The sequence below is a fragment of the Tabrizicola sp. genome (assembly GCF_016792905.1).
In the GTDB taxonomy this organism is placed as follows: domain Bacteria; phylum Pseudomonadota; class Alphaproteobacteria; order Rhodobacterales; family Rhodobacteraceae; genus Tabrizicola.
Map to the genome: position 1 here is coordinate 75,803 of NZ_JAEULP010000069.1, position 24,544 is coordinate 100,346.

At 65.5% G+C, this 24,544-nt stretch carries 24 protein-coding genes and 1 pseudogene; 12 read left to right on the top strand and 13 right to left on the bottom strand.

What is annotated here, in order from left to right:
* Positions 1-2: 2 nt before the first annotated feature.
* Positions 3-764, bottom strand: a complete 762-nt coding sequence (locus tag JNL31_RS14850) for a protein phosphatase 2C domain-containing protein (RefSeq protein ID WP_294974766.1) — start codon at positions 762-764, stop codon at positions 3-5.
* Between the two features lie 153 nt (positions 765-917).
* On the opposite strand from JNL31_RS14850, the gene JNL31_RS14855 reads away from it, so the two are divergent.
* The 3 genes from JNL31_RS14855 (at position 918) to JNL31_RS14865 (ending at position 4,425) form a co-directional block, all read left to right on the top strand.
* A complete protein-coding gene (locus JNL31_RS14855; RefSeq protein WP_294974767.1) occupies positions 918-1,610 on the top strand; it encodes an OmpA family protein in 693 nt (230 codons plus the stop codon).
* Positions 1,611-1,750: 140 nt separating this feature from the next.
* Positions 1,751-1,972, top strand: coding sequence for a hypothetical protein (locus JNL31_RS14860; RefSeq protein WP_294974769.1), 222 nt, complete (start codon positions 1,751-1,753; stop codon positions 1,970-1,972).
* Positions 1,972-4,425 carry a caspase family protein gene (locus JNL31_RS14865; RefSeq protein WP_294974771.1) on the top strand — a complete coding sequence of 818 codons (2,454 nt, stop codon included), beginning with the start codon at positions 1,972-1,974 and terminating at the stop codon, positions 4,423-4,425. Before JNL31_RS14860 ends, JNL31_RS14865 begins: the two co-directional genes overlap by 1 nt.
* Before the next feature lie 40 nt (positions 4,426-4,465).
* Here JNL31_RS14865 and JNL31_RS14870 read toward each other — a convergent pair whose 3' ends face one another.
* On the bottom strand, positions 4,466-5,083 hold the full coding sequence (locus JNL31_RS14870) for a TetR/AcrR family transcriptional regulator (protein ID WP_294974774.1): 618 nt from the start codon (positions 5,081-5,083) through the stop codon (positions 4,466-4,468).
* Between the two features lie 150 nt (positions 5,084-5,233).
* On the opposite strand from JNL31_RS14870, the gene JNL31_RS14875 reads away from it, so the two are divergent.
* The 6 genes from JNL31_RS14875 (at position 5,234) to selD (ending at position 12,138) form a co-directional block, all read left to right on the top strand.
* Entirely contained in the window at positions 5,234-6,226 is a 993-nt protein-coding gene (locus JNL31_RS14875; protein ID WP_294974776.1) for an HlyD family efflux transporter periplasmic adaptor subunit, read from the top strand.
* A complete protein-coding gene (locus JNL31_RS14880) occupies positions 6,223-7,959 on the top strand; it encodes an ATP-binding cassette domain-containing protein (protein WP_294974778.1) in 1,737 nt (578 codons plus the stop codon). The genes JNL31_RS14875 and JNL31_RS14880 overlap by 4 nt, the downstream gene beginning before the upstream one ends.
* Positions 7,956-9,074: an ABC transporter permease gene (locus JNL31_RS14885; protein WP_294974780.1), complete on the top strand. Its 1,119-nt coding sequence runs from the start codon at positions 7,956-7,958 to the stop codon at positions 9,072-9,074. The genes JNL31_RS14880 and JNL31_RS14885 overlap by 4 nt, the downstream gene beginning before the upstream one ends.
* 4 nt (positions 9,075-9,078) lie before the next feature.
* Positions 9,079-10,182 (top strand): ABC transporter permease, encoded by a 1,104-nt coding sequence (locus JNL31_RS14890; protein ID WP_294974782.1) that lies wholly within the window; start codon positions 9,079-9,081, stop codon positions 10,180-10,182.
* A 313-nt stretch (positions 10,183-10,495) separates the two neighbouring features.
* Positions 10,496-11,098, top strand: coding sequence for a family 1 encapsulin nanocompartment shell protein (locus JNL31_RS14895; protein ID WP_294974783.1), 603 nt, complete (start codon positions 10,496-10,498; stop codon positions 11,096-11,098).
* Entirely contained in the window at positions 11,095-12,138 is a 1,044-nt protein-coding gene (gene selD / locus JNL31_RS14900) for a selenide, water dikinase SelD (protein ID WP_294974785.1), read from the top strand. Before JNL31_RS14895 ends, selD begins: the two co-directional genes overlap by 4 nt.
* 151 nt (positions 12,139-12,289) lie before the next feature.
* Here selD and JNL31_RS14905 read toward each other — a convergent pair.
* The 10 genes and pseudogenes from JNL31_RS14905 to JNL31_RS14945 all read right to left on the bottom strand — a co-directional run.
* Positions 12,290-12,481 (bottom strand): annotated as a pseudogene (locus JNL31_RS14905) (SelB C-terminal domain-containing protein); the annotation flags it as partial.
* Complete coding sequence (locus JNL31_RS19170) at positions 12,405-12,710, bottom strand: hypothetical protein (RefSeq protein WP_366928949.1); 306 nt, start codon at positions 12,708-12,710, stop codon at positions 12,405-12,407. The gene JNL31_RS19170 and the pseudogene JNL31_RS14905, both read right to left, overlap by 77 nt.
* A 66-nt stretch (positions 12,711-12,776) precedes the next feature.
* Positions 12,777-12,935, bottom strand: a complete 159-nt coding sequence (locus tag JNL31_RS19175; RefSeq protein ID WP_366928948.1) for a hypothetical protein — start codon at positions 12,933-12,935, stop codon at positions 12,777-12,779.
* A 109-nt stretch (positions 12,936-13,044) separates the two neighbouring features.
* Complete coding sequence (locus tag JNL31_RS14915) at positions 13,045-13,359, bottom strand: MocE family 2Fe-2S type ferredoxin (protein WP_294974788.1); 315 nt, start codon at positions 13,357-13,359, stop codon at positions 13,045-13,047.
* A 5-nt stretch (positions 13,360-13,364) separates the two neighbouring features.
* A complete protein-coding gene (locus JNL31_RS14920; protein WP_294974790.1) occupies positions 13,365-14,471 on the bottom strand; it encodes a fatty acid desaturase family protein in 1,107 nt (368 codons plus the stop codon).
* 13 nt (positions 14,472-14,484) lie between these two features.
* A complete protein-coding gene (locus JNL31_RS14925) occupies positions 14,485-15,669 on the bottom strand; it encodes an aldose 1-epimerase family protein (RefSeq protein ID WP_294974793.1) in 1,185 nt (394 codons plus the stop codon).
* 10 nt (positions 15,670-15,679) lie between these two features.
* The gene (locus JNL31_RS14930; protein ID WP_294974795.1) at positions 15,680-16,708 is read right to left on the bottom strand and encodes a hydroxyacid dehydrogenase; all 1,029 of its coding nucleotides are present in this window, start codon (positions 16,706-16,708) and stop codon (positions 15,680-15,682) included.
* Positions 16,709-16,758: 50 nt separating this feature from the next.
* A complete protein-coding gene (locus tag JNL31_RS14935) occupies positions 16,759-17,523 on the bottom strand; it encodes an ATP-binding cassette domain-containing protein (RefSeq protein ID WP_294974798.1) in 765 nt (254 codons plus the stop codon).
* 3 nt (positions 17,524-17,526) lie between these two features.
* Positions 17,527-18,546 (bottom strand): ABC transporter permease, encoded by a 1,020-nt coding sequence (locus tag JNL31_RS14940; RefSeq protein WP_294974801.1) that lies wholly within the window; start codon positions 18,544-18,546, stop codon positions 17,527-17,529.
* A gap of 90 nt (positions 18,547-18,636) precedes the next feature.
* A complete protein-coding gene (locus JNL31_RS14945; RefSeq protein WP_294974803.1) occupies positions 18,637-19,566 on the bottom strand; it encodes a substrate-binding domain-containing protein in 930 nt (309 codons plus the stop codon).
* Between the two features lie 262 nt (positions 19,567-19,828).
* Here JNL31_RS14945 and JNL31_RS14950 point away from each other — a divergent pair, with 262 nt between their 5' ends.
* The 3 genes from JNL31_RS14950 (at position 19,829) to JNL31_RS14960 (ending at position 23,585) form a co-directional block, all read left to right on the top strand.
* On the top strand, positions 19,829-20,941 hold the full coding sequence (locus JNL31_RS14950) for a LacI family DNA-binding transcriptional regulator (protein ID WP_294974805.1): 1,113 nt from the start codon (positions 19,829-19,831) through the stop codon (positions 20,939-20,941).
* Between the two features lie 86 nt (positions 20,942-21,027).
* Entirely contained in the window at positions 21,028-22,026 is a 999-nt protein-coding gene (locus tag JNL31_RS14955; protein WP_294974808.1) for a ligase-associated DNA damage response exonuclease, read from the top strand.
* A 2-nt stretch (positions 22,027-22,028) separates the two neighbouring features.
* Positions 22,029-23,585: a cisplatin damage response ATP-dependent DNA ligase gene (locus tag JNL31_RS14960; RefSeq protein ID WP_294974836.1), complete on the top strand. Its 1,557-nt coding sequence runs from the start codon at positions 22,029-22,031 to the stop codon at positions 23,583-23,585.
* On the opposite strand, the gene JNL31_RS14965 is transcribed toward JNL31_RS14960, so the two are convergent.
* A complete protein-coding gene (locus JNL31_RS14965; RefSeq protein WP_294974811.1) occupies positions 23,582-24,544 on the bottom strand; it encodes a glutathione S-transferase family protein in 963 nt (320 codons plus the stop codon). The two genes, JNL31_RS14960 and JNL31_RS14965, sit on opposite strands and share 4 nt — an antisense overlap.

The window sequence follows — 24,544 nt, forward strand, 5'->3', positions numbered from 1 at the left end:
GCCTATGGTTCCCGGATCAGCACGGCGATGGCCGAGACATTGTCGGGCGCTCCACTGTCCAGCGCCTCGCGCAGAAGCTTCTGGCAAGCGTCCTCCGGACCCGATGCGTCGCGCAGCAAGGCCTCGACTGTCTGCTCGTAGACGCAGCGTGTCAGCCCATCGCTGCACAAGAGAAGCCGGTCCCCCACCAGAAGCGGCACGCTGACCAGATCGACCTCAAGCTCCGCCCCGCCACCCACCGCCCGCGTCACAATATGCGATTCCGGATGGCTTTCCGCCGCCTCCGGCGGCAACTCGCCCCGGTCGACCATTTCCTGCACCACCGAATGATCCCGCGTCAGTGGCCGCAAATGCCCTCCCCGCAGAAGATAGGCCCGGCTGTCCCCGGCCCAGGCGACATGCGCCACCGCCCGGTTGATCAGCACCGCCACCACGGTGGACCCCATCCGCCCCATGCCCGGCGCGCGCTGACGTTCCAGCACCAGATCGTTCGCCTCCTTCAGCCGCGCCACCAGCGCAGGCCCCGGATCAACCCCGTCCGGAATCTTCGCCAGGCAGTCGATGACGATGTCCGAGGCCACATCGCCGTTGCCATAGCCCCCCATCCCGTCCGCCACAGCCCAGAGCGTGCCCGACGGGTCGGTCAGGATTGAATCCTCGTTGCGGTCGCGCACCATGCCGCGGTTGGTCATCCCCGCCCCCACCGCCACCGGCACCGGCACGGTTCGGTCCTGCCCGGGAACGACGGTGATTGGCGTGCTCATCGGCATCCCGCCCGGGCAGAAGGCCAAACCAGTGGTCCGGTCAGGAAGTGCAGCATGGCGCGGGTCCGCCCAAAGGTGTGAATTGAATGCAGGTGCATCATAGCCTAGACTTCACCCAGTCATAAATCCGTTTTTTTGGAAGGTGGTTCGAATATGCGCAACTTGCTGACCGGCCTTGCGATCTGCGCCGCGCTGGTACCTGTGGGCGCCTGGTCCCAGGACCTCTCCGAACAAGAGCTGCTTGAGCTGTTCCTGGCCCAGCGGGATGCCTACAAGGCTGCGGTCGAGGGCAATACCGCGCTGACCCGCGGCCTGACGCTGGTCAAGGCCGACGACGTCGAGATCGCAACCGAGGTCGCGAAGACCGATCCCGCCACAACCGAAACGGCCACTACCGAAGGCACAACAACCGAGGCCGCTACGACCGAGGTCGCCACGGCCGATACCGGCTCCACGACAGAAACCGTCGTCGCCTCGAACGAGACCGCAACGCTTGTGAAGATGCCCGCCGACCTGGGCGTCAACATCCGGATCGAATTCGCCTTCGACAGCGCCGCGCTGGACGATGCGCAGAAACCCAAGCTGGCCAAGCTGTGCAACGTGATGAAGGCCTCCGACATCCAGCTGTTCCGCATCATCGGCCATACCGACGCCTCGGGATCCGACGACTACAACGAACGACTCTCGCGCCTTCGGGCCGAAGAGGTGCAGCGCTTCTTCGTCAATGACTGCGGCATCGACGCCGGACGACTGGAGGCCGTGGGCCTTGGCGAACGCTTCCTGCTGGAAGGCGCCGACCCCGATTCCGACCAGAACCGCCGGGTGGAGTTCCAGGCGCTAAGCTGATCGGCGGTGCGACGCAGCTTCGATCCACCTCGATCGCGCCGTTGCCTGGGATGTCGATCTGTGGCATCGTCTGATGAATTCGTTGCGTGATTTCTTGTCTTTCGTGCGCCTGACCGTCGCTTCAGCAAATGGGTCATTTCATGCTTGCAACCTGGTCTCGTTTCCTGCTCCTGCTCGCGGCCCTGAGCCTCGTCAGCGCGTGCGAGGAGGTGGTTCCCCCTCAGGAGGAAACCCCCGTCGTCGTCGTGCCGATCAAGAAGCCCGTCGCGGCCAAGCCTGCGCCCGTGGTGAAGAAGAAACCCGCGGCAGTCGACATCGACTTCGGAAATGACGGCGGCGGAGGTGGAGGCTGGCAAGGCTGATGGCCGTCCTGCGCATCCTGGCGAATGGCAGCGTTGCCGCCCTGTTGTTGGCCGCATCAGTTTCGACTGCCACGGCACAGGACTCCGTCCTTGGCCCGTTTCCGGAAGGCCATGTCCCGGCCAGCACCCGCAAGCTCGCCGATGACGGCACCGGCCCGCGTCAGAAATACGCCATCGTCATCGGCAACCAGAGCTACGCACACGCCCCCAAGCTACCGAACGCCTGGAACGATGCGGTGGATGTGGCCGACCTTCTGGCAACGCAGGGCTATGACGTCACTCTGCTGAAGGACGCCTCGAAGCGCGATTTTGAAGGACTGATGCAGCGCATCCTGTTCGATGTCGATCGCAACACCGAGGTCCTGTTCTACTACGCGGGCCATGGCGTGCAGATCGGGTCGGAGAACTACCTGATCCCGACCGATGCGGCCCTGGACGAGGTCGACGACCTGCCGTTCGAGACGGTCTCCGTCGGCAGCCTCGTCTCCATCGTCGGGGCGCGCGCGCGGCTTCAGATCGTGATACTGGACAGTTGCCGCAACAACCCCTTCGCCGGGATCAAGCTGCAGGATTCGCTCGGCGGCGATGTGCGTGAGGTCGAGACGGGCTTCGCGTCGCTGGCCGCCCCCGTCAATTCCTATGTGGTCTTCTCTACCTCGCCGGGAGAGGTCGCACTGGACGGCGCGGGCCAGAACAGCCCCTTCGCCAGCGCCTTCCTGCAAGCCGCCTCTGCCGGGTCTATCCCTGTGACCGACGTGTTCGAAGACGTCCGTCGCAAGGTCTTTGTGGAAACCAAGGGTGTTCAGGTCCCCTGGGACAGCTCGACCATGGTCGAGGACGCCTCCATCGCCTCGACCGGAACCGAGGCCCAGGTGACGGTCGCGGACAGCGGTCAGGGCGAATCGGTCGTGCGCGGCCTGACGCTTTTTGCCGCCAGCTCAGCCGAATTCCTGCCACTTGATGCCGCGCTTCCGACCCCCGACATCCGTATCGCCGCGCCCCTTGCCCCCGCCGTCCCCATCGGCGCGACGCTCGCCACAGAGCTGGCCCTTGCGCCGTCCGACAGCCTGGGTCTGGCCGAACCCCCGCGCGGCGGCCGACTGGTGCTTCTGGACGACCAGGGCAACCAGTCCGCACCCCTGTTCCCGCTGGCAGCCTCGGACCTGAACCGCCTGGCCTTCGCTTATGTCAACGGTCCGGTGGTCATGCCCGGACAGGATCCGGTGCTGAAGGCGCAGTTCAAGGTCGAATTGAACGGCACCCCGAAACTGGTGCAGGTCGACCTGACCCCAGACCCCTGCGACCTTGCGGCGGCCGATCACCTTGATCCCGAAGGCGTCGGTTTCGCCCGCTTCGCCAACGAGATCGAGCCCGAGTCGGCGGTGCTGGCCTGTCAGGCCGCTGTCGCACGCGAGCCTCAGAATGCCCGCTTCCACTACCAGCTGGGCCGGGCCTACTCCGCGCTGCGCCGCTATGACGAGGCCCGCGCCGAATGGGACATCGCGCGTCAGATGGGCCATTCCCGCGCTTCTTACGCCATCGGCAACGCCATCGTGAACGAGTCGCGTGAAACCGGCGGCTCTGCGGTCGAGGCGGCACCCGAAGAAGCGCTGACCTACTACCGCGAGGGAGTGGAGCTGGGCGATCCCTATGCCTTCTACGCGCTTGGCCGCCAGATGGTGCGCTTCGGCAAGACCGGGCAGGACCGCCTGCGCGGCTATGACCTCCTGATGCGCGCGCTGGAGGTCGGCCATACCTATGCGATGAACGAGCTCGGCTACTTCTACCTGGATGAGAAGAGCGAGTATTACGACCCGGCGCGCGGCCTGCGCTACCTGAACGAAAGCGCCGACCGGGGCGACATCTATGGCTACAACAACCTTGGCCTTGTCTACATGAACGGCCTCGGCGGCCAGAAGAAAGATGCGAAGCTGGCGCTCGACTGGTTCACCAAGGCCGCGGACGGCGGGCATCCGAACGCGCCGGGCAACATCGGCACGCTGATCGCAACCGGGGCGCTTGGCAAGAAGGCCGATCTCGGCAAGGCGGTGGAATGGTTCGACAAGGGGCTGGAGCGCGGCGATGCCAATGCCGGGGCCTATGCCGCCTACCTGATTCTGACCGAGGGTGCCGGGGGCCTGTCACCCGCGGATGCTGCATGGCGCGCCGGTCGCGCCGCCGCCCTGCGTGACAAGAAATCGGTGGAACGCGCCCGAAAGGTTCTGGATGCCCTGCCGACCGAGGCCGTCGATGAGGCCTCCCAACGCCTGTTGCAGGCGCTTGGAGCCGATATCACGCCGGACGGTGCCTTCGGCGAGGGCAGCAAGACGGCCTACGCGACCATCGCCGGGCAGCATGGCGACGCAGCGTTGGAAACCGACCCGGTCGAGCGCCTGATCGACATCGCCCGCATCCACTGGTCGACCACGCCCTTCCGGGTCGACCTGTACTGACAGTTCCGGCCTCGGAAAGCCGCCCCATGGCAGGACTCGCCTACTGGCCGGTCTCGGGGGCCCGGCTGATCGCTGCCAGTCCGCCCATTGCGAAGGCAAAGAGATGCTCGACCACCACTTCGGCCGGGACAGCGGAAAAGCGGTTGGTCAACGGCGAATCGAGCTTCCCCGCCAGCGCAAAAAGCGCGCATGGCGCGGCTATGCTCGGCAGGCAGCGCCAGAGCCGCGGATCATCGGGCGGAAGCGCCGTCAACTCGCTCAGGATCGGCAGCACCCGTTGCAGCTTGGGAAGCACCTCCTCCTGCTGCAGCGCCATGAGATGGGCCGAGGGCGCCATGATCTCGCGCGCAAGGACGATCAGCGGCCAGTTCGGCTCCAGTGCCCCCCCCTGCACCAGAAGCCGGATCAGCGCCTTCAGCTTTGTTTCAGGAGGTTCGGTCGAAGCGGCCAACTGTTCCAGATGCTTGCCGTCGATCAGGCGGCGGTGCGCCTCGACCAGGACGGCCTGATAGAGCCCCTCGCGATTGCCGAAATGATGGTTGATCGAGGCAACGTCCACGCCGGCCCGTGCCGCGATCTGCTTGCTCGCGGCCAGCGCGAGGCCCGCATCCGCAATCAGAAAGCCGGCAGCTTCCAGGATGGCCTTGCGGGTGGCCACCCCGTCTGAACGCGGCGCTCGGGTGCTTGGAGGCATTGGATCTTGCTCTTCTCGCAACAGAAACGGACTCGACACCGACGAAGTTTAGATTAAAATTGATTTAAACTAAAGTCGAATTCCGGCCGCTGCCCGTCCACACCGGGGATCATGATGAAGAGACTGTTGCCCATCCTTGTCATCGCGCTTCTCGCGGCCGGCGGTTGGTTCTGGTGGCATCAGCGCGAGCTGGCAGCCCCAGGCGATCTGCAGCTTTACGGCAATATTGATGTCCGACAGGTCGCGCTGGCATTCAACGGCAGCGGACGCATCACCGAACTGAGCGCAGTTGAAGGTGATGCGGTGCATGCGGGCGATGTAATTGCCCGGCTGGATCTGCGGTCGCTGGAGTTGCAGGCGAAGGCACAGGCGGCGCTGGTCGAGGCGCAGCGGCAGACGCTTCTGCAGTTGCGCGGCGGCCCGCGGCCCGAGGAGATTTCCCAGGCTCGCGCTGTGCTGGCTTCGGCCGAGGCTTCGGCGGTGGCTGCAGAGGCCGAATACGACCGGGTTGCGCGCCTTGCCACCTCGGGCAGCGGAGCGGCCAGCCAGCAAAGCCTGGAGCAGGCGACAGCAGATGCCGGCAAGGCCAAGGCACAGGTCGATCAGGCGAGCGCTGCGCTTGACCTCCTCCTGGCTGGAACGCGCGCCGAGACCATCGCCGCTGCCGAGGCGCAGCTTCTGGCGGCCGAGGCGCAGCTCGACCTCCTTCGCTACCAGATCGATCAGGGCGCGCTGCGGGTGCCCGCGGATGCGGTGGTCCGCTCGCGCCTGCGCGAGCCGGGAGACATGGTGACACCCGCCTCGCCGGTCTATGCCTTGGCGCTGACCCTGCCGAAATGGGTGCGCGTCTATGTCCGCGAGGCCGATCTGGGCCGCATCCGCCCCGGCATGGCGGCGAGTGTGGTCAGCGACAGCCAACCTGACAAGCCGCTTGCGGGCAAGATCGGCTATATCTCCTCGATCGCGGAATTCACCCCGAAGGCCGTCCAGACCGAAGAGTTGCGCACTAGTCTTGTCTACGAGGTCCATGTGATGATCGAGGACCCTACAGACCTGCTGCGGCTCGGACAGCCGGTGACGGTGCGCCTCTCGGCAACGACGCCATGACCGACGTCACCGTCCGGGCCGAGGGGGTGACAAAGCGGTTCCGCGACCGTGACCATGGCGCGGTCACGGCGGTGGACAGGCTTTCGCTTGAGGTCCGCACCGGGGAACTGACGGCGCTGGTCGGGCCGGATGGCGCGGGCAAGACCACACTGATGCGGATGATTGCTGGCCTCTTGCGTCCCGATGCCGGAGCGCTGAGCGTCCTTGGCCTTGACGTGGCGGTCGATCCCCAATCTGTGCAGGATCGCATCAGCTACATGCCGCAGCGCTTCGGGCTCTACGAGGATCTGAGCGTACAGGAGAACCTCGATCTATACGCCGATCTTCACGGCGTGCCCGCAGCGGTGCGGCTGAAGCGCTTCCCCCGGATGCTGGAGATGACGGATCTGTCGCGCTTCACCGGGCGTCCGGCGGGGCAGTTGTCGGGGGGCATGAAGCAGAAGCTGGGGCTCGCCTGCACGCTGGTGCGCGCGCCTGACCTGTTGCTCCTGGACGAGCCGAGTGTCGGGGTGGACCCGCTGTCGCGCCGCGACCTGTGGCAGATCGTGCGGCAACTGGTCGAGGACGAAGGGCTGAGCGTGATCGTCTCGACCGCCTACATGGACGAGGCAGAGCGCAGCTCGCAGGTCTTCGTCATGCAGGGCGGCAGGGTGCTGGCCGAGGGGGCGCCCGCGACGTTGCGGGCGCGGGCGCACGGGTTGACCTACTCCGTGACCCCGCCGCCTGATGCTCCAGCCCGCCGCCTCCAGGCCAGGCTGATCGACGCGCCCGGGCTGATCGTCGATGCGGTGCCGCAGGGGGGCGACGTCCGTTTCATCCGCCAGCCGGGTGCCACCGAGACCGGATTGCACGCGCTGCTGGACGGTGCGCCTTTCGCAGCGCGACCGGAAGACCTGGAAGATGCCTTCATGATCCTTCTGCGGCAGCAGGATTCGGCGATCCCGGCGCCTGTCGTTTCAACGCCGACCGAGACCGTCTGGGACGCCGACGCCGGTCCGGTCATCCTGGTGCGCGATCTGGTGCGGCGGTTCGGCGATTTCACCGCCGTCGCCAGCACCTCCTTCGAGGTGGCGCGGGGCGAAATCTTCGGCCTCCTCGGCCCGAACGGCGCAGGCAAGACCACCTCCTTCCGCATGCTCTGCGGCCTCTTGCCCGCGACCAGCGGCCATCTCGAAGTGGCTGGGCTGAATCTGCGCCATGCCCGGGCACAGGCGCGGGCGCGGATCGGCTATGTCGCACAGAAATTCGCACTCTATGGCAATCTGACAGTGCGCGAGAACCTGACCTTCTTCGGCGGAGCCTATGGCCTGGCGGGGCGGACCTTGCGCAATCGCATCGCTCAGATTGTCAAACAGTTCGACCTCGACCCGGCGGCAAAAAGCGGTCTTTTGCCCGCAGGTTACAAGCAGCGCCTGGCAATGGCGACCGGCCTTCTTCACCAGCCCGAGATCCTGTTCCTGGACGAACCTACCAGCGGCATCGACCCGTTGGCCCGACGCGGCTTCTGGCGAACCATCACCGCGCTCGCCGAGGCGGGCGTGACCATCGTTGTCACCACGCATTTCATGGAGGAAGCGGAATATTGTGACCGGATCGCCATCCAGGACGCGGGCGAAATGCTGGCCATCGGCAGTCCGCGCGAGGTGCGTGACCGTGTCGGCGCGCGCGATATGGACAGTGCCTTCATCGCCATCGTCGAGGCGGCGCGCCGGGACCGGAGCGCTGCGGCATGATCCTGTCCGCCAGCCGACTCGCGGCGCTGGTCCGCAAGGAAACCCGGCAGATGTTGCGTGACCGCAGCAACTTGACCGTGGGTCTCCTGCTTCCGGTGGTTATGGTTCTGCTCTTCGGCTACGGCCTGTCGTTCGACGTGACCGATGCCCGCATCGCCGTGGTGATGGAGGACAACTCCGCCGCTACCGCCAGCGCGGTCTCGGGTCTTGCCGGGTCCGACTACCTGCGCCCGATCTGGACCACGTCGATGGTCGAGGCCGAGGCGCTGATCCGCGCAGGCGAAGCGGATGCGATCCTGCGCGTGCCCGCCGGATTCACCCGCGACGTCGTGTCGGGCCGGGCCGAACTGCAGTTGATCCTGAACGGCGTCGATCCCAACTCGGCCCAGGCGATCGAGGGCTATGCCAGTGGCGCGATCCAGATGGCACTGGCGCATATCGCCGACCGCCAGGGCAACCCTGAAGGCACCGGTGTGACCGTGGTGCAGCGCATCTGGTTCAACGAAGCGAACACCAGCACCTGGTTTCTCGTGCCCGGGTTGATCGTATTGGTCATGACCCTGATCGGCGCCTTCCTCACCTCGCTCCTGATTGCGCGGGAATGGGAGCGGGGAACGCTTGAATCGCTGTTCGTCACCCCCGTCCGACCGCTTGAACTGGTTCTGGCCAAGCTTGCGCCCTATGTGGCGGTGGGTGCGCTCGACCTCGTCCTGTGTCTTCTGGCGGCGAAGTTTCTGTTCGATGTGCCGATGCGCGGCTCGCTGGCGCTGGTGGTGCTGTCGTCGCTCCTCTACCTCGTGGTCTCCTTGTCGCTCGGCCTCGTCATCTCGTGCGCAACGCGCAACCAGTTCGCCGCCAGCCAGGTGGCCCTTCTGGCAAGCTTCATGCCGGCGCTGATGTTGTCCGGCTTCGTCTTCGACCTGCGCAATGTGCCGGTCGTGGTTCAGGTCATCGGCGACCTCCTTCCGGCCACGCACTTCATGGGCCTGCTGAAGACGCTGTTCATGGCGGGCGATTATTGGCCCCAGGTCCTGCGGGCGAACGCGATCCTCACAGGTTATGCGGTGCTCCTGATCTGGCTGGCGCGCCGGATGCTGGCCAAGAGCCTGGATTAGGGCGATGTGGACCTGGATCACCCGCACGCTGGCCCTGATCCGCAAGGAAATGCTGGCGCTTCTTAAGGACCCCTCCAGCCGGACACTGCTTTTCGCCCCCGCGCTGATGCAGGCACTGCTTTTTGGTTATGGCGCAACCTATGACCTGACCAACGCCCCCTTCGCCGTGCTGGACCAGAGCCGCAGCGCAGAATCGCGCGAGATTCTTGCCAGACTCGAAGGAACGGGCGTCTTCCGCCGCATCGCCACGCTGGACAGCAGCAGCCAGATCGCCGACCAGATCGATAGCGGCGCGGCGCTGCTGGTGATCAGCTTTCCTGCCGATCTTGCCGATGAACTGGCGGCCGGACGCGCGGCTTCGGTGCAGGTAATCCTCGACGGCCGCAACTCGGCCACCGCAGGGGCGGCGGCAGCGCAGGTCTCGGCCATCATCGCCGCCTATGACCAGCACCTCGGCGCCGCGCCGCCGGTGACGGTGGTGCGCCGCGCCTGGTTCAATCCGAACTACGAATCGCGCTGGAACCTGATGCCGGCAATGATCGCCTCGCTGTCGATGTTGCAGACGCTGATGCTGGCGGCCCTGTCGGTGGCGCGCGAGCGCGAACAGGGCACCTTCGACCAGTTGCTGGTGACGCCGCTGACACCAACGCAGATCCTGATCGGCAAGGCGCTGCCGGCCATCATCGTCGGGCTGGTGCAGTCGACGATCATCTTCCTGATCATTCTCCTTTGGTTCCGGATCCCGATGGCGGGGTCGGTCTGGCTCCTCTACCTGGGCCTTCTGGTCTTCACCACGGCATCGGTTGGCATTGGCCTGTCGATCTCGGCAGTGTCGCTGACCATGCAGCAGGCGATGCTCTACACCTTCATGCTGATCATGCCGCTGATGCTGCTGTCAGGTCTCCTGACACCGGTGCGCAACATGCCCTGGATCCTGCAGATGGCGACCTGGGCCAATCCGCTGCGCTTCGGCATCGATACGGTGCGACGCGTGTACCTGGAGGGAGCGACGCTGGCCGATGTCGCGCCGAACTTCCTGCCGCTTCTGGCTGTGGCGGCCGTCACCCTGCCACTGGCCGCCTGGCTCTTTCGCAATCGGCTCAGCTGACGGAGCCGCCTGAGGCTCTGGCTGCCCCGGCAAGATCATTGGTCCTCCGTCGCGATGCGACCATGGGACAGCTCATTCTGTTGTTGAGTCTTGGGCCATCCTGCCCCAGGAGTGTTCCCGGAGTGCATGCGCAAGGTTCATTTCAGTGTGGCCAGGCACCTTCATTCACATACAATGGGTGCGAAGCTAAGCATCCAGGTGGGAGGCTATCCGGATCTTGCAGCCACAATCTGTCGCAAGCGGGCTGACCTCGTCAGCCATCTTCCCTGTCGTCACCTTGTCCACTGCGGACGGGGCGACCGGGTTCCGCAGCGTGACTGGCAAATTCCCCTGCATCGTCCGCATCGGCTCTGACGCATGGAACCTGGCCACGGCCTCAGACGCGGCCAAGGCCGAGATCGAGCAAGAGGCCGCCCGCCACATCGCCTTTGCCGCGGATGGGGCAAGCTTTGACGGGTATGCCGCGGGCGCTAGCGCGGGGATCCGCGAAGCGGTCGACAATGCTGCAGTCAAACTGCCGATGCCCGTGACGGATTGCCCCGAGGCCGTGGCCCGCGCGGTCAGCCGACTGCGGCCAGCCGGGGTCGAGGGTACCAACGCCCTGGTCCTGGGCCAGGATGCCTATACTGCGGCCAGCAGCGGCAACGAGGAAGGCTATCCCGTCTACGAACATCTGGAACGACTTGTTGATGGCAGGATCATCGGGACACCCGGTATCGTCGGCGGGCTGGTCCTGTCCACGGGAGAGGGGGATTTCGAACGGGAGATCGGGCAGGACTTCTCGATCTGCTATGAAAGCCATACCGACAGCGCCGCAACGCTCTACATTCAGGAAAGCTTCACGTTCCGCCTCCTGTCGGCCGAGGCAGCGGTGTCTCTTGAGCCAGGGGCAAATCAGGCGAGGAAACGGCAATGATCGAACCCGAACCCCGGTTGACGTCGCTTTCGCATGGCGGCGGCTGCGGCTGCAAGATCGCGCCCGGCGTACTGGAAGGCATCCTGCGCAGCATGCCCGCCATGCCAGTTCCGGCGGCCCTGCTGGTGGGAACCGAGACCGCGGATGACGCTGCGGTCTATCGGTTGAACGACCGTCAGGCGGTGGTGGCAACCACCGATTTCTTCATGCCGATCGTCGATGACCCCGGCGATTTCGGCCGGATCGCTGCAACCAACGCCATCAGCGATGTCTATGCGATGGGGGGAACGCCGCTGTTCGCACTCGCCCTCGTCGGGATGCCGATCAACCGGATTTCCACCGCCACCATCGGGCAGATCCTTGATGGTGGTGCGCAGGCCTGCAAGGCAGCCGGTATTCCTGTCGCGGGCGGGCACACCATCGATTCGGTCGAAGCCATCTATGGTCTTGTCGCGATCGGACTGGTCGATCCCGCCGACCTCAAGCGCAACTCCGGCGCGCAACCCGGCGACCGGTTGATCCTGGGCAAGCCCATTGGCGTCGGGGTCTATTCGGCGGCGCTGAAGAAGGGCGCGCTTTCGGCCAAGGGCTATGCCGACATGATCGCCACGACGACCCGGCTCAATACCCCCGGTGCCGAACTGGCCCGCCTGCCCGGCGTTCGTGCGATGACCGACGTGACAGGCTTTGGCCTTGCCGGACATGCGCTGGAAATGGCGCGGGGCAGCGGCTGCACAATCCGTATCGAGCTTGGGTCGGTTCCGCTGCTTCCGGATGCGCGTCGGTTGATCGGCACAGGCCATGTCACGGGCGCATCGGCGCGGAACTGGGCAAGTTATGGCGACAAGGTTTCACTTGCCATTGACCGGCCGGATGATCGGGTCCTGCTGACCGATCCGCAGACCAGCGGAGGCCTTCTGATCGCCTGCGCACCCGAGGCAGCGGAGACGGTGATCGACTGTTTCCATCGCCACGGCCATGCCGAGGCTGCCATTGTAGGCACGGTGGCCGAAGGACCCGGAACGCTGGACGTCCGTTGAACCGGCAAAGGGGAACGCCAGCCGCACCCGCCCGGGACAAGCGCGCTGCCCGATCCGGTCTTGAAGGCCGGCCTCCCCACCGGGAACGCTTCCCTTCCCCGGACGCGCTGAAAAGGTCGGCGCGATGCGGCTCGATCGGACGCAGATCGCCCCTGCGCAAGGTCACACCATGCCGGTCGGAGAAGCCGAGGATCTGGATTGCCACCTTGCGGCCATTGTCCATCCCGTCGCGGAAGGCGGGGGCGGCAAACCAGCCATCGGATGTTTCAGCGGCGACGTTCATCTCTTTCGCCAGGTCCTCGTGGCGCCGGAGCAAATTGGCCCGGATGGCGGTGTCGTGCATCGTCTGCCCCTGCGGCGATGCATCGGCCCTGCGCCATTGCAGCCAGCGGCCCGAGTTCACCCTTGCGCTTTCGTCCCTTGGAATGCTGCGTCCAGCCAAGCGCGGAACGCGAGGTCATCGCCCTGTCGGGTGTCGAGTATTCGCCGATCGTCTCGCAGATATTCAGGCAGCGCTCCCTCGGTCTGCCGCGGTTGGTCGGGTGGTGTGCATCGTCTTCGATCTGGATCATTTAGGCCTGTTCACCAGCTTCCAGATCACCTTTGGAGTACATCACTATTCCGCGGGCGACCGAGCATCAGGTGCATATGTCGCAGGCTTCCGTGGTGCTGGTCAGCTTGAAGGCACGCACATGCGCCGCCTCCGCTGCCCCGAAGCCCATGGCCCCGAGCGACGTGGCGGCCACCCCGGCGCCTGCCACGCGCAGGAAACTGTGGCGCGGAAGGTCGATGGTCACCGGACGCTCCGTTTTGCCTGTCTTGCGAAGTGGGGCGGCCGATTGTTGTCCATCCCACCCCAAGGTCAGGTTTTCCGGGCCTGCACGACGGGGTGCTCGTGAACCGCCGTCAGTCATCCAGCTCAATCTCGATCCGGTCGCCAACGACGCGGGTTGCATAGGTCTTCAGGGCCATCACGCAGGGCAGCCGCTCGGCCTCGCCCGTCTTGTAGTTGAAGCGGCCGTTGTGCTTCGGGCATTCAATTTCATCACCCATCACCAGCCCGCCGCACAGATGCACCTGTTCATGCGTGCAAAGCCCGTCCGTGGCGAAGACGGCACTATCCGGATCGCGGTAGATGGCAAAGGTCCTGCCGCCGTGATCGAAGCGGACAAGATCTTCGGGGTCGATGTCTTCCAGCGCACAGGCAAGAATCCAGGGCATCACGGTCACTCCTTCATTCCATCCCGGTCCGGAACCACCCGGTGCAGCTCCTCGCGGTAGGGGCGCGCGGTCGGCGGCAACGTCTTCCTAAGGAAATACCCCGCCTCACGCCGCTGCCGCAGGATCGCAGGCACCATCTCGGCGAAGGCGGCCGGGATCGAGCGACATGGCGCAGGCAGATCATCCCGGATCAGTGCATGCAGGCGCGGCAGCGCATGGTAGGGCACCATCGGGAACATGTGATGCTCGACGTGGTAGTTCATGTTCCAGTAGACCCACCGGCTGACCGGGTTCATCAGGCAGGTCCGGCTGTTCAACCGGTGGTCCAGCACGTCCTCGGCGAGGCCCCCGTGCTGGATCATCCCGGTCATGAACATGTGCCAGGCGCCATAGATGCGCGGGCCGCCGATCAGCATGAAGGGCAGGATGCTCTGCCACCAGAGTGCCGCCGCCAGCGTCACGGCATAGATCGCCAGATGGACCCGGGCCCAGAAGACCGCCTTCCCGGCCTCGGCCTCGGGGATATAGTTCCGCTCATCCGGCGACAGGCTGCCCGCGGCATTGCGGACCAGCACCTTCATCCACTGCCAGATGTCCACGACGCCGATGAAATGCAGGATATTCAACACGATCGAGGCCGGGTGCATGAAGGCGATCTCGGCATCGCGGCCGACGATGATCGTGTCGGTATGGTGCCGCGCGTGGCTCCAGCGCCAGGACACCGGGTTGCGCATCACCATGAAGCTGGCGATCTGATAGACCACGTCGTTCATCCAGGCCGTCCGGAAGGCCGTGCCATGGCCGCATTCGTGCCAGCGGCTGTCGCAGGCCGAGCCGTAGAGGACGCCATAGACGGCCCAGAACGGCACGCACCACCAGCTGCCCCAGAAGTGAATGCCGCCCCAGGCCGACAGGCCCAGCAGGCCAAGCCAGATCACCGTGTCCCGGATAGCCGGGCCATCACGGCGCTGCATCAGATCTTTCATCACCTTGCGCGGCACTTCGGAATGATACCATTCGGCCGAGGCAAGCCCGCGCTCGATTGCAAGGGCGGAGCTTGGCCCGGTCAGCGAATAGTCGCGTTTCTCGACAAGGGGAGCATCGTAGGCCATCGGACTCTCCGGGTCAGATCTGCGCGCGCCCGATCAGCGGGCGGAAGTTGCCGGACGGCACCGGATAGGGATCGTCGGGTTGCATGGCGACGGCGCGGACGCGGGCTTCGGCTTCCTCCAGCGCGGCCGCCCCCTCCAGCACGGTGAAGCGGGCATCGTAGTGGCGCTCTTCGCCCGAACTCAGCCAGATCATCTCGCCCCGCTCGCGGGCTGCGGTGTCGCCAAGGACATGATGGGTCGAAGGCTCGATGCCAAGCGCATAGGCTCCGGCCTGGAAATGCTGCCATTCAAAAAGACAGGGCAGTTGATCCTTGCGTGTTGTCACCTGGAGGCCGAGCCCCAGCCGGTCATTCAGCAGTGCCACCGGGACCTCGCCCTCGGCATCCGCGGCGGTTTCGTGCTGCCAGACCTGTTCGGAAAAGCCATCCTGCGGCGCGGGCACCAGGGCATAGCCGGTTCCCTGATCGCGGTAGCGTGCGGCATGGGCCGCCCAGACCACATCGGCAATCGGCGCAACGTAACGGGCGCCCACGTCCAGCAGCGGCGCGCCGAGGTTGACGTGGTAGAAGAACATGTGCGGCGTGGGCGCGAAGCCCTCGTTCACCACCCGGTCCGAAAGGCGGATCTCGATGCCGCCCAGATCCGCCTCGATCCGCCGTGTCATAACTAGATGTTCGCCGAAAGTCGTCGCCTGCCGCACGACGCCCTCGGCCCATAGAATGCAACGGTCGCCATCCCAATGCTCGCCGTAGCCTGTCAGGCGGGCCGGAATGTTGGCGACGCGGCCATGTAGCCCGTGCCGTTTGGTCCTGATTCCGGGATAGCTGTAATGGCTGGCGTCGACCTCTTCCGGGCCAAGGATATGGTCCAGCCCGCATGTAACCAGAAAGCCAGTGAAGCTGCGCGCCCAGCCAAAGCCATTTTCACCTTCCGGTTCGTGCAGGGCGGGTGCGCGCAGGCCGGACGGCCCATGCCAGCCCAGAGAAGCGCCCTTCCACTCCACCTCGGCGACGTCCATCGCCCGGTCGACCACCACGGTGAAGCGCAGGCCCGATCCGGTGCGGAACTCAAGCATCCGGATGCCGCGCTCGGTGCCGTCGGCCAGTTCCATCAGCCGCACGCCGCCATAGGCTGCAAGCTGGCCCGACCGCCTCCGAAGCTCCTCCCGTGTCAGGCTCTCGCCGAAAAGCTCCGCCATGCCAGGCCCCTCAGCCCTTCCCGTCCGGAGTGGCGGCCACCGGCATCGACCGCATCTGCGCCACTGTCTCGGGCTCGGCCCGGCGGCAGGCCACCGGCGGCAGGCGGCGCGCGATCAGGTCCATGTCCTCCAGCACCCGCGTGCCGATCTCGCGCAGGGCAAAGGTCAATGCCCCGGCGCGGTGGGGTGAGAAGAGCATGTTCGGCATGGCTCGGATGGGGTCGTCCCTGGGCAGCGGCTCCACTGGAAAGACATCCGTCGCCACCCGGATGCGCCCCGAACCCGCAGCTTTCGTCAGCGCCGCGAAATCGGCCGCCGCCGCGCGCGACATGAGCAGAAGCATCGCGCCGGGCTGCATCAGGCCGAGAGCGCGGGCGTCGATCATCCCGGCGTTTTCGGTGGTGATCGACGCCATGACGAAGACGAAGCGATTGCCAGACATGAGCTGGTCGAAATCCACCGGCTCCACCCCCAGCCGCTTCAGATGGCCCGGCGGCAGCCAGGGGTCGAAGACCTGCACCCGGCAGCCGAACGGAGCAAGCAGACGGTGAAGCGACCGCCCGAGATCGCCGAACCCGATGATCCCGACCGTCGACCCGGCGAGAAGTTCGGACTGACGGTTTCCCTCGAAGAGCCACTTTTCCTGTCCCCTCAGGAAGGCCGCATGCTCGCCGTGGATGTTCCGCGCCAGCGACAGCGCCATGCCAAGCGCCATCTCGGCCACCGGGGCGGCAAAGACCCCGCCGGGGGCAAGGACATGGATGCCGCGCCGGAAGCATTCGGCATAGTCCACGTTCGGCAGGAAGTTCGTCTCGACGTTGAAGATCGCCCGCAGCTTCGGGGCCATCGCCAGCCGGTCCGCCCCCATCGGCTGCTGCGAGATCAGGATGTCCGTTCGGGGCAGATGCTCTGCATAGAAACCGGCACGGTCCTGACCCTGCCATTCGGTCAACTCATAGCGGGACCGAAGCTCCGCAAGCTTCTCCAGTGAGAAGATTTCCTCCGTTGCCCGCGGGTCCGGGTCGTAAAGCACGCGCATGGTCTCACCTATCGAAATGCGGTCCTGCCCCAAAGCCGCCCTGACCCGCGTCAGACATGGATATGGTCGCCGGTGATGACGTCCTCCACGTCCTGGATCGAGGATGTCTTCGGGCTGAGGTCGTCCGCCACCACCGTGCCCCGGCGCATCACCACCATCCGGTCCACCACCTGGAAGACATGGTGGATGTTATGCGCGATGAAGATGCAGGAATGCCCGGTATCCCTCGCCTCGCGGACGAAACGCAGCACACCCTGGGTTTCGGCCACGCCCAGGTTGTTGGTCGGCTCGTCCAGGATGATCAGGTCGCTGTCGAAATACATCGCCCGCGCGATGGCCACCGCCTGCCGCTCCCCGCCCGAAAGCGACCCGATGGGCGTAGTGGGCGGGATGTTCTTGGAAATGCCCACCCGCTTCAGCAACTCTGCCGCGACCTCGTTCATCCGGTCGAGGTCCAGTCGTCCCAGCCTGCCGGTCGTCAGTTCTCGGCCAAGGAACAAGTTCCGTGCAATGGACAATTGTGGCACCAGCGCCGAGTCCTGATAGATCGTCTCGATCCCGGCGGCGATGGCATCGTTGGTCGAGGTCATCGCAACCGGCCTGCCCTTGATGCGGATCTCGCCCGAGCTGTAGGGCACCGCCCCCGACAGCACCTTGATCAGCGTGGACTTGCCGGCGCCATTGTCGCCCAGAAGGCCGACGATCTCGCCTTTCCGGATGGTCAGGTTCACGTCGCGCAGGGCATGGACGCGGCCATAGGACTTCTCGATATGCCGCATCTCGACAAGCGTCTCCACGGGGGAATGGTCGCTCATGGCTCAGGTCCCCGCGTTGTGCCGACGCTCAAGCGCCGCATGAAGCGCCATCATTCCCAGGATGATCGCGCCGATGAAGATGTTGTAGGCCAGCCCCGGCACCCCGATCAGCACGATGCCATTGCGCATCAGCCGCAGGATCAGGACGCCGATCACCGTGCCGATGATCGTGCCGCGCCCGCCGGTCAGGACGGTGCCGCCGATCACCACCATGGCGATGACCTCCAGCTCGTAACCGGTGCCGGAGTTCGGGTTCGCTGCCGACACCCGGATCGACGAGATGATCCCGGCCAAGGCGGCCATCGCTGCGGACAGCATGAACAGGATCACCTTGACGCGCTGAATGGGTACCCCGCGGTTGCGCGCCGCACCCGGATTGCCCCCCGTGGCCTGTATCCAGTTCCCGAATCGCGTCCGGGTCAGAAACTGGTGGAAGATCACCGCCAGAATGACGAACCAGATCAGGCTCATGTAGACGCGCAGGCCGCCGACGTAGAAATCCCCCACCAGAAGCTCGGCGAGCCACTGCTCGCCCGCGTCCCAGGTGCGCTGCGGAAAGCCCGAGGTCAGCCACAATGCCGTGCCGCGCACCACCAGCAGCATTCCCAGCGTGACGAGGAAGGACGGAATGCCCAGCCGCGTAACGAACAGGCCTGAGAAAAGCCCGATGGCCAGCGCGATCAGCATGGCCACGACGAAGGCCGCCGGAAGTGGCATGAGCCCGGCGTTGAAGAAGGCCCACATCACCACAGGCGCAAATCCGAAGACCGAACCCACGGACAGGTCGAACTCTCCAGCCGTCATCAGAAGCGTCATCGCCAGCGCAATCAGGCCCAGCTCGACCGTGAAGGTCAGGGCGTTGCCGATGTTGTTCAGCGACAGGAAGGTCGGGTTGATCACCGTAAAGACGAGGATCATCGCCACCAGCAGCACCAGCGGTCCGAACTCCGGCTTGGCGACAAGGCGCCTCAGCACCCCCTGCTCGGGGGGGTGCGCTGCGGAAAGACTCGACGGATCGGACATTCTGCTTCCTGTGGAATAGGGAAAGACCCGCCGCCCGCAACACCTGCGGGCGGCATTGTCCTGGTCACGGACCAAAAGCGCGCAGGCGCCTCAGTTGCCGCCCATGATCTTGTGATACACCGGGGCAGTGTCCTTCTCGTACAAGGCGCCGGTGATGATGTTGAAGCCAAGCGGGATACCGTCGCCCTCCATCAGCAGCGAAGACAGGCACAGGTAGGACGTGGCCTGCGGGTCCTGCCACATCCCGGCGTTGACATAGCCGTCCAGAACTTCCTGCGTGGTGTCGAGAGAGTTGCCCCAACCGACAACCGGAATCTCGCCGGGCTGCACTCCGGCCTGATCCCAGACCCGCTTCACCGAGCCTGTGACCATGTCGCCCAGACCGATCATCGCCTTGATCTTGTCGCGGTTGGCGGTGACATAGTCGGTCATCCGCGTGATGACTTCGGCCTGGTCCAGCGTCGCGTCAGTGACTTCCCAGGTGATGCCCAGCGGCTCGAACACTTCCTTGATCCCGGCCTCTTCCTCGACACCGTAGGAGGCGCCGGGAACTTCGACCGGCATCCAGACGAAATCCCCGGCTTTCACCAGCTCATGGTCCACCAGATACTGCGCCCACGCCTTGCCGACCGCGTGCAGATCGCCGCCGACGTAGGCATTCCAGTTGGGCGCGCTGTCTGAAGTGTTGAAGTTGATGATCGGAATCCCCGCAGCCCGCGCCTCGGCCACCACATCGACCATCGATCCCGGGTCCGGGCTGGTCGAACAGATGCCATCCGCGCCCGCCGCGATGGCCGCACGCACCGCTTCCTGCTGGCTCGGCACGTCGCCCGAGTGGAACGAGGTGTTGACGGTATTGCCGGTCGTTTTGGCAAAGGCCTCTGCTCCCTGCAGGAAATAGGTCCAGACCGGATCGGCCGGGCCGCCGTGCGAGACCCAGTAGAACGTCTTGCCTTCGGCGGCAGCAAAGCCGGCGGTCAGGGCAAGCGCAGCGGTTGCACCAAGCAACGTCTTCAACATAGCGAGTTTCCTCCTTGATAACCCTTTGATCCTGCGATCCGGTTTGCGGTCTTGGCCGACCGTTCCATGCAGACGCTCTCCCGGGCCGCTTTCAGCAAGTCACCCGAACCAGACCCGGTGCGGCGAAGGCCGATACGGGTGTCTGCATGATGTGAAGTTCTTCATTCCTGTCCGGCAGTCGGGCTGCATCCCTCCTTACGCAGCCGTTTCTCCCCGTCGCACATCGTCGCTTGGGCAGCTCCGGACAGGACCAGCTTGCGGGATGCGACAGAATGCCACAACTTGCTTTCACATCAGATTACATCAGCGCATCGATAGCGGCTCGATGCCCGGACAAGGTCGTCGAACCATGGGAAAGACCACGATCGTCGATGTTGCCCGGAAGGCCGGTGTCTCGACCGCCACGGTCGACCGTGTGCTCAACGGTCGCGCCGGAGTTTCCGCCGCCAACCGTCACCGCGTTCTCCACGCAGCGAAAGAGCTGGGTTATCTGCCGATCGAAGGCGTCGTCGCGCTCCCATCCCGACCTGTCCATCTCGAATTCTTCATTCCGATGGTTCAGAACGGCTTCATGGGCGAGCTGGTCGCCAGCATCCGCCGCTTTGCGGCAACAGTGCCGCTCGTCGCCTCCTGCAACATACGCGCGCTTGACGGTTTCGGACCCGAGACGCTGCTACCCGCCCTTGAAACGATCTCGCTCCGCACCAGCGGAATCGGTCTTGTTGCTGCCGATCACCCAAGGTCGCGCGAGGCAATCCGGCGCGTCTGCGAAGCCGGACTGCGTGTGATCACCATCGCGTCCGACGTTCCAGACTCGGGTCGATCCGCCTATGTCGGCGTCGACAACATGGTCGCCGGACGCACCGCGGGCCTTCTGATGGGGCGCATGGCAGGCGGCGGCAGTGGCTCCATCGGCCTGTTCATGGGATCACGCACCTATGATGGCCACCAGGGCCGCGAAGCCGGATTTCGCGCCGTCCTGCACCGGGATTTTCCGTCATTGTCGTTGCTTCCACCGATCGAGACCGGCGAAAGCAGCGACAGGACACGCGCCGCGATGACGCAGCTTCTGCGCGGGAACCCGCACCTGGCCGGCGTCTACTGCGTTGGCGCCGGCCGCACCGGCATCGTCGCGGCTCTGGAAGAGTTCCATCCATCCCGCCGCCCGCTGGTCTTCATGCATGACCTCACCGACCGGACCCATGCCTGGTTGGCAGATGGCCTCATCGACGTGATCATCGACCAGAACGTGCAGCTTGTCGGCGAGCAGGCGGTCATCCGTCTCCTGGGTGCCATTGCCACCTCCGCCCCGCAGCTCCAGCTGACAGACATCGAGCCGCGGATCATCCTGCGCGAGAACATTCCGCGCCGGTGACGGTCAGGCGCCGCGCACCAGACCACATTCGATCGGTCCCCGCGCTCCCGCCTTGTCGGACGCTCCCCGAATGCTAGGTTTGGCACATGGCCCGGCCCCCGCTCCTGATCCCACGCCCGGAGGGACTGTACTGCCCGGGCGGCGATTTCTTCATCGACCCTGCGCGCCCCGTCGCCCGCGCGCTCATTACCCATGGCCATTCCGACCATGCCCGCCCCGGCCATGGCGCGGTCATGGCAACGCGGGAAACGCTCGACATCATGGCGATCCGTTACGGCGAGGATTTCACCCGCAGCCGCCATATCGCCGATGGGGCCATCACAATCGGCGGCGTCACCGTTTCATTCCACCCGGCGGGGCATATCCTCGGGTCGGCCCAGATCGCCGTGACGGGCGGGGGGTGCCGCATCGTGGTCTCCGGCGACTATGCCCGCGTTCCCACCCCGACCTGCGCCCGGTTCGAGCCAGTCCCCTGCGACATCTTCGTGACCGAGGCGACCTTTGCCCTGCCCGTCTTCCGCCACCCTCCACCAGAGACCGAGATCGCCCGCCTTCTCGCCAGCGTCGCCGCCTTCCCGGACCGGTCGCACCTGATCGGCGCCTATGCGCTTGGCAAGGCCCAACGCCTGATCGCAGCCCTGCGGCAGGCGGGCTGGGATGCGCCGATCTACATCCACGGCGCGTTGCACCAGCTCTGTGACTATCACGTCGCCCAAGGCATCAATCTCGGCGACCTCCGTCCCGCCACCGAAGGCAAGAAGGCCGACTTCGCCGGTACCATCGTCATCGCGCCGCCCTCGGCCTTCGCCACCGCCTGGGCGCAGCGCTTCCCCGACCCGGTCATCGGCTTCGCCTCTGGCTGGATGCAGGTCCGCGCCCGCGCCCGGCAACGGGGCGTCGAGCTGCCCCTCATCCTCTCCGATCATGTCGACTGGCCCGCGCTGACCGCCACGATCACCGAACTGGACCCGGCCGAGGTCTGGATCACCCATGGCCGCGAAGACGCCCTGATGCGCTGGTGCGAGATGACCCAGCGCGCGGCCCGCCCCCTGCATCTGGTCGGCTACGAGGACGACGCCGAATGAGCCTGACCGCCTTCGCCACGCTCCTCGAACGGCTCGCCTTCACGCCGCAGCGGCTGGGCAAGGAACGGCTCCTGGCCGACGCCTTCACCCGGATGCCGGACCCCGAACGCGGGCTGATGCTCGCCGCCCTGACCGGCGACCTGAAGCTGCGGCAAGTCACGCCCAGCCTGCTGCGGGGCCTGACGGAAATGCGAGCAGATGCTCAGCTTTTTTCCTATAGCTATGATTTCGTTGGCGATCTCGCCGAAACCATCGCCCTCATCTGGCCCGAGGGCACCCGCACGGATCCGCCCTTGTCCGAGGTCGTCCACGAACTCGCCACCGCACCAAAGACCCGCCTTCCGGCCCTCATCACCGCAAGGCTCGACAGCCTCGGGCCCTCCGAACGTTACGCCTACCTGAAACTTGCCACCGGCGCCCTTCGAGTCGGCGTCTCTGCCCGCCTCGCCCGCACGGCCTTCGCCGCCTGGGCGAACCTGCCCCTCCCGCAGGTCGAGGAAATCTGGCACGCCCTTCAGCCGCCCTACCTCGACCTCTTCGCCTGGGCCTCCGGCAGCCCCCGCCCCGAAGCCGCCGCCCGTGCCCCATTCCGCCCGGTGATGCTCTCCACCCCGACCGATCTTGACCAGCTTTCCGCCCTCGACCCGGCAGACTTCGCCGCCGAGTGGAAATGGGATGGCATCCGCATCCAGGCAGTCAGCGATGGCGGCACCCGTCGCCTCTACTCCCGAACGGGAGAGGACATCAGCACCGCCTTTCCCGATGTCGTTGATCTGATGGCCTTCGATGGCACGCTGGACGGCGAACTTCTCGTCCGGCGCGACGATGAAATCGCCAGCTTCGCCGACCTGCAACAGCGGCTGAACCGCAAGACCGTGACGCCTGCGATGCTGCGCTCCCACCCTGCCGGATTGCGCCTGTATGACGTTCTGATCTGGAACGGCCAGGACCTTCGCGACGAGCCCTACGACGCCCGCCGCGCCGTGCTGGCCCAAGCCGTCGCCACCCTCAACCCCCGCATCGACCTGTCGCCGGACCTACCGTTCGCCACATGGGACGACCTGGCCGCCCTGCGGCTGAACCCGCCCGCCGCTGTCATCGAAGGTGTGATGATCAAGCGCCGCGACAGCCCCTATCTTGCAGGCCGCATGAAAGGCCCCTGGTTCAAGTGGAAGCGCGACCCGCACCTGATCGACGCCGTCCTGATGTATGCCCAGCGTGGCCACGGCAAGCGCTCGGGCTACTATTCCGACTTCACCTTCGGCGTCTGGAACGGTGACGACCTCGTCCCGGTCGGCAAGGCCTATTTCGGCTTCACCGATGCCGAACTGAAGGATCTGGACCGCTTCGTCCGCACGAACACCATCGAACGCTTCGGCGTGGTCCGCTCCGTCGCCCGGACCAAGGTCGTCGAGGTCGCGTTCGAAGGCCTCAACCGATCCTCCCGCCACAAGTCCGGCGTCGCCATGCGCTTCCCCCGGATCAACCGCATCCGCGACGACAAGCCCGCCGTCGAGGCCGACCACCTGTCGACCCTGCAGGCGATGCTGACCAACTAGACCGAGGCGAGAAGCCGCGCCACATGATCCGGCCCGGCAGGCACGATGCCCGAGGGGTTCAGCGCCTTGATCGAATAGTATCCGGCCTTGATATGGTCCAGGTTCACCGTCCCCGCCACGCCCGGCAGCCGCAGGATCCGTTCCATGTAGGCCGAGAGGCGCGGGTAGTCGGCGATCTGGCGGCGGTTCACCTTGAAGATGCCGTGATATGCCGCATCGAAGCGGATCAGGGTGACAAACGTGCGGATATCGGTCTCCGTCAGCCGCTCGCCGAACAGGTAACCGCCCGTCAGCCGCGCCTCCAGTTCGGCCAGCGTGGCGAAGACGCCCTCCACCGCCTCGTCATAGGCCGCCTGCGTCCCCGCGAAGCCCGCCTTGTAGACCCCGTTGTTCAACCCATCATAGATGCGCGGGTTCAGCGCGTCGATCTCATCCGCCAGGTCGGCGGGATAAAGCCGCAGGTCGGACGGCGCCAGCGCCTCGAAGGCCGAGTCGAACATGCGCAGGATGTCGGCGCTTTCGTTCGACACCATCACCCCGCGCTCCATGTCCCACAGAACCGGCACCGTCGCCCGCCCGGTGAAATGCGGATCGGCGCGGGTATAGATCTCGTGCATATAGCTGGCCCCGAACAAGGGATCGGCATCCGCCCCCGGATAACCGCCGAAAGCCCAGCCCTGATCCGTCAGCACCGGGTTGACAACCGTCACCGGGACCAACGCCTCCAGCCCCTTCAACGCCCGCCCGATGAGCGTGCGCGAGGCCCAGGGGCAGATCAACGCGACATACAGCCGATAGCGCCCGGCCTCGGCCTTGAAGCCACCCTCGCCCGTCGGGCCGGCACTGCCATCGGCCGTGATCCAGTTGCGGAAGCTCGACACCTGCCGGACAAAACGACCCTTCTCGTCGGCCTTCTGCACCGGCTGCCAGTTCGCCACCCATTTGCCGTCGACCAGCAT

Bases quoted from the DNA above. Each gene is read 5' to 3' on its own strand.
- JNL31_RS14855 (WP_294974767.1), top strand. From the start codon at position 918: ATGCGCAACTTGCTGACCGGCCTTGCGATCTGCGCCGCGCTGGTACCT.
- JNL31_RS14890 (WP_294974782.1), top strand. From the start codon at position 9,079: ATGTGGACCTGGATCACCCGCACGCTGGCCCTGATCCGCAAGGAAATG.
- JNL31_RS14940 (WP_294974801.1), bottom strand. From the start codon at position 18,546: ATGTCCGATCCGTCGAGTCTTTCCGCAGCGCACCCCCCCGAGCAGGGG.
- JNL31_RS14915 (WP_294974788.1), bottom strand. From the start codon at position 13,359: ATGCCCTGGATTCTTGCCTGTGCGCTGGAAGACATCGACCCCGAAGAT.
- JNL31_RS14885 (WP_294974780.1), top strand. From the start codon at position 7,956: ATGATCCTGTCCGCCAGCCGACTCGCGGCGCTGGTCCGCAAGGAAACC.
- JNL31_RS14920 (WP_294974790.1), bottom strand. From the start codon at position 14,471: ATGGCCTACGATGCTCCCCTTGTCGAGAAACGCGACTATTCGCTGACC.
- JNL31_RS14930 (WP_294974795.1), bottom strand. From the start codon at position 16,708: ATGCGCGTGCTTTACGACCCGGACCCGCGGGCAACGGAGGAAATCTTC.
- JNL31_RS14925 (WP_294974793.1), bottom strand. From the start codon at position 15,669: ATGGCGGAGCTTTTCGGCGAGAGCCTGACACGGGAGGAGCTTCGGAGG.
- JNL31_RS14880 (WP_294974778.1), top strand. From the start codon at position 6,223: ATGACCGACGTCACCGTCCGGGCCGAGGGGGTGACAAAGCGGTTCCGC.
- JNL31_RS14935 (WP_294974798.1), bottom strand. From the start codon at position 17,523: ATGAGCGACCATTCCCCCGTGGAGACGCTTGTCGAGATGCGGCATATC.
- JNL31_RS14945 (WP_294974803.1), bottom strand. From the start codon at position 19,566: ATGTTGAAGACGTTGCTTGGTGCAACCGCTGCGCTTGCCCTGACCGCC.
- JNL31_RS14865 (WP_294974771.1), top strand. From the start codon at position 1,972: ATGGCCGTCCTGCGCATCCTGGCGAATGGCAGCGTTGCCGCCCTGTTG.
- selD (WP_294974785.1), top strand. From the start codon at position 11,095: ATGATCGAACCCGAACCCCGGTTGACGTCGCTTTCGCATGGCGGCGGC.
- JNL31_RS14955 (WP_294974808.1), top strand. From the start codon at position 21,028: ATGGCCCGGCCCCCGCTCCTGATCCCACGCCCGGAGGGACTGTACTGC.
- JNL31_RS14860 (WP_294974769.1), top strand. From the start codon at position 1,751: ATGCTTGCAACCTGGTCTCGTTTCCTGCTCCTGCTCGCGGCCCTGAGC.
- JNL31_RS14965 (WP_294974811.1), bottom strand. From the start codon at position 24,544: ATGCTGGTCGACGGCAAATGGGTGGCGAACTGGCAGCCGGTGCAGAAG.
- JNL31_RS14875 (WP_294974776.1), top strand. From the start codon at position 5,234: ATGAAGAGACTGTTGCCCATCCTTGTCATCGCGCTTCTCGCGGCCGGC.
- JNL31_RS14950 (WP_294974805.1), top strand. From the start codon at position 19,829: ATGCGACAGAATGCCACAACTTGCTTTCACATCAGATTACATCAGCGC.
- JNL31_RS19170 (WP_366928949.1), bottom strand. From the start codon at position 12,710: ATGATCCAGATCGAAGACGATGCACACCACCCGACCAACCGCGGCAGA.
- JNL31_RS14850 (WP_294974766.1), bottom strand. From the start codon at position 764: ATGAGCACGCCAATCACCGTCGTTCCCGGGCAGGACCGAACCGTGCCG.